General features: G+C 70.0%; 4 protein-coding genes. 1 reads left to right on the top strand and 3 read right to left on the bottom strand.

Annotated elements, in window-relative coordinates; all coding sequences use genetic code 11:
- Positions 1–64: 64 nt before the first annotated feature.
- Positions 65–4855: a tetratricopeptide repeat protein gene (locus I71_RS09005; RefSeq protein ID WP_049976006.1), complete on the top strand. Its 4791-nt coding sequence runs from the start codon at positions 65–67 to the stop codon at positions 4853–4855.
- Positions 4856–4989: 134 nt separating this feature from the next.
- On the opposite strand, the gene I71_RS09000 is transcribed toward I71_RS09005, so the two are convergent.
- The 3 genes from I71_RS09000 to I71_RS08990 form a co-directional block, all read right to left on the bottom strand.
- Positions 4990–5169, bottom strand: coding sequence for a YdcH family protein (locus tag I71_RS09000; RefSeq protein ID WP_042694032.1), 180 nt, complete (start codon positions 5167–5169; stop codon positions 4990–4992).
- Between the two features lie 232 nt (positions 5170–5401).
- A complete protein-coding gene (locus I71_RS08995) occupies positions 5402–6082 on the bottom strand; it encodes a tetratricopeptide repeat protein (protein ID WP_042694030.1) in 681 nt (226 codons plus the stop codon).
- Positions 6079–9675 carry a tetratricopeptide repeat protein gene (locus tag I71_RS08990; RefSeq protein WP_042694028.1) on the bottom strand — a complete coding sequence of 1199 codons (3597 nt, stop codon included), beginning with the start codon at positions 9673–9675 and terminating at the stop codon, positions 6079–6081. Before I71_RS08990 ends, I71_RS08995 begins: the two co-directional genes overlap by 4 nt.
- Positions 9676–9715 lie beyond the last annotated feature (40 nt).

Below are 9715 nucleotides of genomic sequence, written 5' to 3'. Positions count from 1 at the left end.
TCGAGCGTGACGATCTTGCCGAAGCCGTACGGATGTATCGGCGTGCTCTGGCGGTCGATGCCGAATGCCCGCCGCCTTGACCCGTTACGGCCTCGCCCTCCAACTGCTGGGCCGCGTGGATGAGGCGGAGGCCGCCCATCGGCGCGCGCTTGCAATCGACGACCGCAATGCCGAGGCGGCAGGAAACCTCGGCATGATGATCTGGCAGTATCGCCAGGACGATGCAGCGGCCGAACCCTGGATGTCCCGCGCCTTGGAGATCAATCCGGCGCTCAGCACGGCGCATCTCAATCGCGGCATGCTGCGGCTGAGCCGTGGCGATCTGGCCGGCGGCTGGGACGGCTACCGCCGTCGGTTCTGGGCCAAGGGCTATGTGAACCGCCGGATCGACGCCCCGCTTTGGCAGGGGGAGGAGGTTTCCGGCCGCCGCCTGCTGGTGTGGCGGGAGCAGGGGGTGGGCGATGAGATCATGTTCGCCTCCTGCTATCCGACGCTGATCGCCCGTGCCGGACATGTGGTGATCGAATGCGACCGCCGGCTGGTGGCGTTGTTCGCGCGCTCCTTTCCCCGGGCGACGGTCAGGGCGGAGTCGGTCGACGCCGCAGGCCATGAGACCATTCGACCGCCGAACGTCGATTGCCATGTTGCGGCCGGCGATCTGCCAGGATATCTGCGCGGCAGCCTGTCCGCCTTCGAGCTTCAAGCTCCCTGGCTGGTGCCGGACGCTGCTCTGGTGGAGCGCTGGGCCGAACGGCTGGCGGCGTTGGGACCGGGCCTGCGGGTCGGCATCGGCTGGCGCAGCCAGATGATGACGACCGAGCGCAAGGCCGCCTATGTGATGCTGGAGCATTGGGGGCCGCTGTTCGCCGTCCCCGGCCTTCAGTTCGTCAACCTGCAATATGGCGACTGCGAGGCCGAGCTGCGGGCGGCGGAGGAGCGCTTCGGCGTCATCATCCACCGTTGGGCCGACCTGAACCTGAAGGACGATTTCGACGGTGCCGCGGCGCTGACGGCGAACCTGGATCTGGTGATCTCGCCGGCGATGTCGGCGGGCGAGCTGGCCGGTGCGCTGGGTGTTCCGGTCTGGCGGTTCGGCACCCGCGACTGGACGCAGCTCGGCACCGGGACCCGCCCCTGGTTCCCGACGATGCGCCTGTTCCAGCCCAGGCCGGGCGAGGGGCTGGAGTCCGTGTTGCCTTGCATGGCGGCGGCACTGCGGAGCATGGCAATCCGCATGCCCCCCCTGCTTCACGGCTCCATCCCTCCGGCATCCCCGCCGACGCCGATCCCCACGGATGACCCGACAGTCGCAGGGACGAAGGCAGAAAGCGATGCCAACCGGCAAATGGCCGAGGCCGTCGCGCTTTACCGTGCCGGCGACGTGGCGGCAGCCACCGCGCTGGTGCGGCCGCTGCTCGACAACATGCCCGCCCATCCGGTCGCCCTGCATCTGGGCGGCGTGCTGGCGAAGCGGGAAGGCGCACTGGAGGAAGCGGAGTCCCTGCTGGTCCGTGCCACCGCCGCCGATCCGCACAATGCCTCCGCCCTTGCCGCGCTGTGCGAGGTAGTGCAGGGCTTGGGACGGTTCGAGGCGGCTGATCGTGCCTCGCGCGCCTGCGTCGCGGTGCAGCCGGAAGGCGCCGGGCATTGGATCAACCGGACGGCGCTGCTGCGCCGCATCGGCCAGGATGGGGCTGCCCGGTCTGCCGTCGCCCATGCGCTGCGCCTGCGCCCCGATCTGGCCTCCGTCCACGGCCACCGTGCCGAGCTGGCAAAGAGTGCCGAGGAGGCGGTGGCGGCCCATCGCATCGCCGTCATCCTGACGCCGGGGGCTGCCGACACTCTCAGCAATCTCGGGGGCGCTCTCCACAAGCAGCACCGCTATGCCGAGGCCGCGCTGCTGCTGGAGCGTGCGACCCGCTGCGACCCCGGCCTCGCCGTGGCCTGGACCAACCGGGGCAACGCCCTGGAAGCGATGGGTCTCGCCGGGGAGGCGGAGGCCTGCCACCGGACCGCCATCGACCTTGCTCCCTCGATGGCGGAGGCGCACAGCAACTTTGCCTATCTGCTGACCCGGCAGGGGCGGCAGGAGGAGGCGCTGGCTGCGTTCGAGGCGGCGCTGGAGGTCGAACCGAAACATGCGCAGGCCCGCCACAACCGATCGCTCCTGCTGCTGGAGACGGGAGCGCTGCGTGCCGGCTGGGCCGACCATGAATGGCGCTTCGCCACGCCGCAGTTCCGCGACCAGCGGCGCCGCTTGCCGATGCGGGCCTGGCGTGGCGAGAACATTGCCGGACGCCGCCTGCTGGTGTGGCGGGAACAGGGGGTGGGCGACGAACTCATGTTCGCCTCCTGCTATGACGAGGCCATGCGTCGCGCCGGGCGACTGGTGATCGAATGCGACCGCCGGCTGGTTCCACTGTTCGCGCGCTCCTTCCCCAACGCCGATGTCCGGCCGGAAAGCGCAGACCCGCGCGACGCCGATCTTCAGATCGCCGCCGGCAGCCTGCCGCGCCTGCTGCGCGCCGACCTGAAGCGCTTCCCCGACCGGCCCTCCTGGCTGGTGCCGGACCCGGCGCTGGTGGAGCGCTGGAGCGAACGGCTGGCGGCGTTGCGACCGGGCCTGCGGGTCGGCATCGGCTGGCGCAGCCAATTGATGACGGCCGACCGCAGGGCCGCCTATGTGATGCTGGAGCATTGGGGGCCGCTGTTCGCCGTCCCCGGCCTCCAGTTCGTCAACCTGCAATATGGCGACTGCGAGGCCGAGCTGCGGGCGGCGGAGGAACGCTTCGGCGTCACCATCCATCGCTGGGCCGACCTGAACCTGAAGGATGATTTCGACGGCGCCGCGGCGCTGACGGCGAACCTGGATCTGGTGATCTCGCCGGCGATGTCGGCGGGCGAGTTGGCGGGAGCGCTGGGCGTTCCGGTCTGGCGGTTCGGCGGGCGCGACTGGACGCAGCTCGGCACCGGGACCCGCCCCTGGTTCCCGACGATGCGCCTGTTCCAGCCCAACCCGGGCGAGGGGCTGGAGTCCGTGTTGCCCCGGATGGCGGCGGCACTCCGCGCCGCAGCGTTCCCGCGGGGCAGGGCACCGTCACAGGCGGTGCCGGGTGACACCGGCGCTGGCGATGCCGGAAATGCCGAGGGCGAAACGGCGGACCCCGACCGGCTTCTGGAAGAGGCGGTTGAGGCCCATCGCGCCGGTGCGCTGGATGTGGCAGGTCCGCTGTATGAGCGCGTCCTGGCAGCCCGTCCACGGGATCCGGTGGCTCTCCATCTGTCCGGCCTGCTCGCCCATCAGTCCGGCGCGTCGGCGCGTGGAGAACCGCGCATCGCCGCGGCAGTCGCCGAGGCACCGGATTATGCGACGGCGCATATCAGCCTGGGCAATGTCCGTCTGGCGCTCGACCGGGCGACTCCGGCGGCGTCCAGCTTCCGGGCGGCACTGGTGCTCCAGCCCGACAGCGCGGCGGCATTGACCAATCTCGGCAACGCGCTCGACGCGCTGGGGCAGGGCGAGGCGGCACTCCGGCTCCACCGGCTGGCCATCACAACCGATCCGGATCTGGCGGAAGCGCAGGACAATCTGGGTGTTGCGTTCGCCCGGCTCGGTCGCTGGAACGAGGCGGAGCGGGCGCATATACAGGCCCTCAGACGGGCGCCGGCGTTGGAGGCGGCATGGCTGAACCTGTCCGTCGCGCTGCGCCGTCTCGGCCGGCTGGAGGCGGCGGAGCGGGCGGGGCGCTGCGCGCTGATGCTTGCCCCGGCTATGGCCGACGGCATGGCGAACCGCGGCCGGTTGCTGCGCGAGCTGGGGGACGAGCCGGCGGCCGGCCTGTGGTGCGGACGTGCGCTGACGGTGGAGCCCGGCCATGCCGCGGCGGCCTTCAATGGTGGGGTTCTGGCCCTGGCGACCGGTCGGTTGGGGCAGGGCTGGGACGGCTATGAGCGCCGCTTCGACACACGCGACATGCAGGCGGCATCCAGGCGCCCTGGCGTCCCTCTCTGGGACGGTGGAAGCCTGGCGGGGCGACGTCTGCTGGTCTGGCGGGAACAGGGGATCGGCGACGAGCTGATGTTCGCCCAGCGGCTGCCGGAACTGATCGCCGCGGTCAGCCACGCGGGCGGCCATGTCGTGCTGGAAAGCGACCCGCGCTTCGTGCCGCTGTTCGCCCGCTCCTTTCCGCAAGCGACGGTGCGGCCGGCACCGTCTTTGGCGGACGAACCGTCGCCTGACATCGACCGTCATGTCCCGATCGGTTCGCTGCCGCGCCGTCTCGGCGCTTCGCTGTCGGCCTTCGCCACGGTGGAGCCGGTACTGCGGGCAGATCCGGCGGCGGTGGAGGTCTGGCGGCGGCGTCTGGCCGGACTGGGCGAGGGGCTGCGGGTCGGCATCGCGTGGCGCAGCAGCCAGCTCGATCCCGACCGGATGCCGGATTACACGCGGATCGAGGATTGGCGGCCGATGCTGACCCTACCCGGCCTGATTCCCATCAACCTGCAATATGGCGACTGCGCAGCGGAGTTGGCGGCGGCACGCGACGCTTTCGGCCGGGCGCCGCAAGTCTTTGCCGATCTCGACCTCCGCAACGATCTCGATGGCACGGCCGCACTGATGGCGGCTCTCGATCTGGTGGTCGCGCCGGCGATCTCCACCGGTGAGCTGGCGGCGGCGCTGGGGGTGCCGGTGTGGCGGCTTGGACGGGCCGGCGATTGGACGGCGCTCGGCACCCGCGTGCGTCCCTGGTTTCCGTCGATGCGGCTGTTCCTGACCGGCCCAGGCCAGCGGGTGGCCGATCTGCTGCCGAGGGTGGCGGCGGAGATCGAACGGTTCCGCAACGGCACAGGCTGAAAGCGGCCCCCCGCCATAGGCCTGCCTCGGAAGGCACGCAATGAAAAAGCCGGGCCAAGGCGATCCGCCTCAACCCGGCCTTTCAAACCCTATGATAGGGCGATGTCAATAGGTCGTTGCTGCGATTGGGGGGGTTAATTCATCGGGCCGGTGCGCGTCAGGCGGTCGATCTCTTCCTTGACGTGCAGCTTTTCGAGTTTGAGGCGCTTGACCGCGCTCTCATCCGGCCAGGAGCGCTTTTCCTCGTCGAGGATCGCCCGGTCCAGGCGCATATGCTTGTCTTGCAGAGACGAAAGGCGAGCTTCAGTGTGCATGAGTCGCTCTCCATGGGATCAATCCGCGTCCCGCCGCAATGTGACGGGCCGGTGACATCAGTGTTCACCCATCCGAAGCGCCGAACAACCCTAATCTTGCGTTCTACGCGGTCAAACCATGCAAAAAATGCCTCAACCGCACAGAGGGATGACAGAGGGACGCAGGGGTGGGGTCTTGAAATCACTTCGCGCAATACCGTCCGGAGGTGGTCAGCCCCTTTGGTTCAAGGGGTTATGCCCGCGGTGGACCATCGCCGGGGATAATCACGGTCCCGACGAGAGCTTGCCGCACGTCGCTGCGGCCAGGTTGAAGCACCAGTGCATGGCGATACCAGCCTGCGGCGCCATCGCTCCCCATCCGCTGGAGAATAGCGGCGAGCCGGACAGCGACCGAGGGGACGGTGGGGTCGAGGCGGATGGACCGGCGCAGGGCCTCTGCCGCGGCCGCCTCATTGCCGCTGCTCTCCAACGCCACACCCCATTGGTGCAGGATCGCCGCGCCCGCGCCGAGCAGAGCCGCCCGACCATAGGATCCAGCCGCCGCCACGGTGTTTCCACCCTCGCGCTGGGCATGGCCAAGCCCCTCCTGCGCCGTCAGGAGGGCAGGCGCCAGGGTCAGGGCATGGCGGAATCGGCGGGCGGCATCGTCCGGCCGCCGGAGCGCACGCAGGATCCTGGCGTGGTTGGCCACCGCTTCGACAGTATCCGGCTCCAGGGCCAGCGCCCGGCGCAGCAGTCCGTCCGCCTCCTCCAACCGGCCGAGCTGGGCGACCAGCAGAGCATAGCGGTGCAGGGCCAGCGCCTGCGCCGGTTCATCTGCCAGGATGCGACGGTACAAACGGTCGGCCTCCTCGAAGCCCCCGGTCTGGTGATGGTCGAACGCCTCGGCCAACAGGGTTCGGCCCAAACTCATCCGCCCGGTGCCAATGCGGCCAGTGCGCGCACCGCCTGACCGGCGGCATCGGAAAGCCCATGGCCTTCCGACGGCTGGATCAGGCGCATCGACGGATACCAGGGGCGCACACGCGCCCCCATTTGCGTCCAGTCGCGGGAGCCGAGCCGCCAGACCGGCACGCCGACCGCGCCTGCCAGTTCGCCCACCGCCGTGGCCGGCGAGATCACCAGATCCAGATTGGCGATCAGGGCGGCCACCCCTTCGAAATCGTCCTTCAGGTTCAGGTCGTCCCAGCGGTGCAACCGGCGCGTGGCGGTTTCCACCTGCGCCAGTTCGGCGGTGCAGTCGCCATATTGCAGCATGACCACGCTGACGCCAGCCAGATCGAGCAATGCCCGCCAATCGGCAAGGCCGGTATAGGAGGCTGCGCGCTGGGCGGTGACGATCTGGCTGCGCCAAGCCAGTCCAACCTTCAGGCCGGGCAGGAAGGCAAGGCGGTCGCGCCACTGGGCGACCCGGCCGGCGTCGGGTCGCAGATAGGCCGGACGGGCCGGAAATCGGGCCAGTCCATCGCGGACCAGGGCCGGCAGGCTTCCGGCCGGGATTTGCAGGTCGCAATCCGGCGGATCGATGGATTCACGCCCGCTCGCGTCGGCCGTCTCCGCCCGCACCGTCACCCACGGAAAGGATCGGGCGAACAGGCTGACCAGCCTCCGATCGCATTCGACGATGACCGGTCCCCCAACCCCAGTCAGGGCATCGAAGCAGGACGCGAACAGGATCTCGTCTCCGACCCCCTGTTCCGACCAGACCAACAGCCGGCGCCCCGCGAGATCGTCGCCTGCCCATTCCGGCCGGTCGATCCGGCGCGCGCGCTGCAGTTGTCTGGCCGAGAAGCGCCGGGAGTAGCCGGCCCAGCCCTCCGCAATGCGTCCATCGGCAAGGTCCATCAGGCCAAGGTTCCACGCCGCCAGCGCAAAGCCAGGGTCGATCCGCAGGGCGCGGCGCAGATGCCGCTTGGCCACTTCCCGGCGTCCGACCAGGGTCGCCATGGTGGCCAGGTTGTTGCTGGCCTCGGCCGAATCCGGTTGCAAGGCCAGTGCCCGGCGATAGTGGCCGGTGGCCTTGGCCGTCTGCCCAGACAATTCGCGGGCATGGCCGAGATTGGCATGGGCCGGGGCATGGTCCGGCCGGATGGCGATGGCGTGGCGATGCAGCCGCATGGCCTCGTCCAGCCGCCCGCCGCCCGGCGGTCCGCCGGTTTGGCGGGCGAGGCCAAGATGCGTCAGCGCTTCCGGATAAGCGGGGTTCAGGGACAAGGCGAAGGCGAAGGCGCGGGCCGATTCTGCGTGGCGTTTGTCCGCCTGATACACCAGCCCAAGATGGTTCCACGCCTGGGGAAAGAGCGGATCGGTCCGCAGCGCGTCACGGATCAGGCGTAGCGCCTCGTCGCTCCGTCCGACCTGGTGCATCAACAGTCCCAGCAGATGCAGCGCATCGGCATGGCCGGGGGCCTCCCGCCGGGGATCGGCGGTGATGGCTGCGCGATAGGCGACCTCCGCTTCCTCCAGCCGACCATACCGGTGAAGGTCGGCGGCATGGTTCAACAGAGCATCGAAGTCGGCGCGCTCCCCGGGGTTCCCCGGCCCCTTCTCTTCCGGGACCGAAAGCGAATCCGGGGCGGGCGGTACCGGGGTGAGCGGTTCGGGCAGCAGGCTGCGCAGGGCGTGGGCGATTGCCCCGATGGTCGTTTCCAGCCCCTCGTCCGGCCTGGGCTGGAGCAGGCGCATCGTCGGGAACCAGGGGCGGGTCCCGGTGCCGAGCTGCGTCCAGTCGCGGGTGCCGAACCGCCAGACTGGAACGCCCAGCGCACCGGCCAGCTCCCCCGCCGACATCGCCGGCGAGATCACCAGATCCAGGTTCGCCGTCAGCGCCGCGGCGCCGTCGAAATCATCCTTCAGGTTCAGGTCGGCCCAGCGATGGATGGTGACGCCGAAGCGCTCCTCCGCCGCCCGCAGCTCGGCCTCGCAGTCGCCATATTGCAGGTTGACGAACTGAAGGCCGGGGACGGCGAACAGCGGCCCCCAATGCTCCAGCATCACATAGGCGGCCTTGCGTTCGGTTGTCATCAATTGGCTGCGCCAGCCGATGCCGACCCGCAGGCCCGGTCCCAGCGCCGCCAGCCGTTCGGCCCAGCGCTCCACCAGAGCAGCGTCCGGCACCAGCCAGGAACCTTGCGGCTCGAAGGCAGACAGGCTGCCGCGCAGGAGCCCCGGCAGATCGCCGGCCGGAACCTGGAGGTCGCAGTCCGGCGGCTCGATGGTTTCCCGCGGGATCTCGCCGAAAGCGTCACCGGTGCAGCTTTCGGCCCGTACCACCGCCTTGGGGAAGGAGCGGCGGAACAGCGGCACCAGCCGGGGGTCGCATTCGATGGTGACCGGCCCGCCGGCCCAGTCGATGACGTCCGGATAGCAGGAGGCGAACAGGATCTCGTCGCCAACCCCCTGCTCGCGCCACACCAGCAGCCGCTTGCCGCGCAGCAGTTGTCCGCCCCAGCGCGGCACGGCGAAGCGGCGGTTCGGCATGACCTCGCCGGCGGCGAAGCGGCGCTCGTACCCCGCCCAGCCGCGCGGCAGGTCGCCGTGCAGGAGCGCCAGGAGCGACAGGTTGTAGGTTGCGGTGGCAAGGTCGGGCTGCTGCGCCAGCGCCTCCTCAAAGCAGGCGGCAGCCTCCACGTAGCGTCCCTGCGCCTGCAGGGCGTTGCCGAGATTGTAGCGCGCCTCCACGAACTCCGGATGCAGCTCCAGTGCCTGCCGGTGGCACTGTTCCGCCTGGTCGGGACGGCCCAGCCGTTTCAGCACGCTGCCCAGGTTGTTCAGCGACGCGCTGTGGCGCGGGTTGCGCTTCAGCGCCTGACGGTAGGCGATCTCCGCGCTTTCCAACGCGCCCTTCTGCTGCAGGACGGAGCCGAGATTGTAAAAGGCGGTGGCGTCGTCGGGACGGTGCCGGGTCACCAGCCGGTGCTGCGCGATGGCCTCGTCCAACCGGCCGGCCATCGCCAGCGCATCGCCCAGATTGTTGTGCGCCTCCACCATGCCGGGCGCCAGACGCACCGCCCGGTCCAGCGCCGTCACGGCGTCGGCATGGCGACGGCGCGCAGCACGGCCGTTGCCCAGATTGTACCAGGCCTTGGCGTAGTCCGGCTTCAGCGCCAGCGCGGCGGCGAAGGCCCGCTCCGCCTCGTCCTGGCAGTCGAGGGCGGCGAGCGCATTGCCCAGATTGTGTCGCCGCTGCGGCCCCTGCGGATCCAGGACGGCGGCGTTGCGGTGGGCCTGCACCGCCTCGCCCGGACGGCCGGCGGCGGACAAAGCGCTGCCAAGATTGTCCCAATAGTCCGCAACCCCCTTCGCTTGCGCCAGGGCCATGCCGATCAGGGTCACCGCCTCGTCCGGGCGGCCCGATTGCAGGGCCAGCACCCCCAGCAGATGCAGCGCATCCGCATTGCGCGGATCGGCCGCCAGCACGGCGCGATAACCGCGTTCGGCCTCCGCGGCGCGGCCGGCCTGATGGTGTGCCACGGCCTGCGCCAGCAAGTTGGTGTGCTTCGCCACGTTCCGGCTCCGTCCCTGACTGCCCGCACTCTCAAAGGGA

Origin of the sequence: Azospirillum sp. B506 (assembly GCF_000333595.1) — a bacterium.
GTDB lineage: Bacteria > Pseudomonadota > Alphaproteobacteria > Azospirillales > Azospirillaceae > Azospirillum.
Note: the sequence above shows the minus strand (reverse complement) of the source record. Positions and strands in the feature narration are given on the sequence as shown.